Annotated in this window: 1 pseudogene; it reads left to right on the top strand. The window is 50.7% G+C overall.

The annotated features are described in order from the left end of the window. A pseudogene (locus tag R7P69_RS25105) lies at positions 1–1,097 on the top strand (diacylglycerol kinase family protein); the annotation flags it as partial.

Genomic DNA, 1,097 nt, shown 5'->3' on the forward strand with positions numbered 1-1,097 from the left:
TACCTCAAATCGTAGTGAGTTTACTGCTGCTTTGGGTTTCGCTTTCCTTTGAGTTAGTCAGTGCGGCTTTTTTATTTGATTTTCCATCCATCTTTTGAAAAAGCCAAGACGGAAAAATTGTCTGGTGGATTCGATGGGCATTCATTCCCTTCTTACTCGGGGCGAAAGCCTACAACGCCTGGGAGAGACGGCGCGATACTGTCCCTCCCATTCAACAAGTCAGCGAAAATCTTTACCTTTCCCGGCGCTTATTCCCGAGCGATTTGGCGTTTCTCGACTCTCACGACATTTCCTGCATTGTTGATGTTACGGCGGAGTTCGCAGGTTTAGAAAGCGCCATGACTGACAAGCAATTCAACTACCTTTCTATTCCCGTTCTGGATCATAAAGCGCCGACTTTGGAGCGTTTACGTCATGCGATGAATTGGATTGATACCCAAATCGCCTGCGGGCGCTCTGTGGTTGTGCATTGCGCACTTGGGCGTGGCCGTTCGGTGTTTGTGGTGGCGGCTTATTTACTGAGTAAAGACCCATCGCTCTCGGTGGAATCGGTTATGCAGAAAATCAACCGCGTGCGCAGTACTGCAAGGCTCAATAATCTGCAGATCAAAACTCTGCGCGCGATCAGTGAGAAAGGCGTGCTAACACTCGATGAGCCGACCTGGATGGTGGTGAACCCTGTCGCGGGCGGTGGGAAATGGCTGCAATACGAACAACATGTGATTCGTGAGTTGACCAAAAAATATCGTCTCAGCATTCGCCAAACGGACGAAACCACCAGTGCAGAAAGCCTCGCACTGCAAGCTAAACAAAGTGGTGTGAATCAGGTGATTGTCTCTGGTGGCGATGGCACGGTGACTGAAGTGGCGAGCCAGTTGGTCGGCACTGACATCAAGCTCGGCATCATACCGTTGGGCACGGCGAATGCGCTGTGCCATGTGCTGTATGGCATCGGCGTGAAGTTAGCACCGGTGGAAAAAGCGTGTGAAGCCATTCTCGCAGGTCATTGCCAACGCATAGACACCGCAGAATGTAATCAGCGTTTGATTCTGTTGGTGCTGGGTATTGGCTTGGAACAGAAGATGATTGAACACGCG

It is taken from the genome of Vibrio sp. 661, assembly GCF_033339315.1.
GTDB lineage: Bacteria > Pseudomonadota > Gammaproteobacteria > Enterobacterales > Vibrionaceae > Vibrio > Vibrio alginolyticus.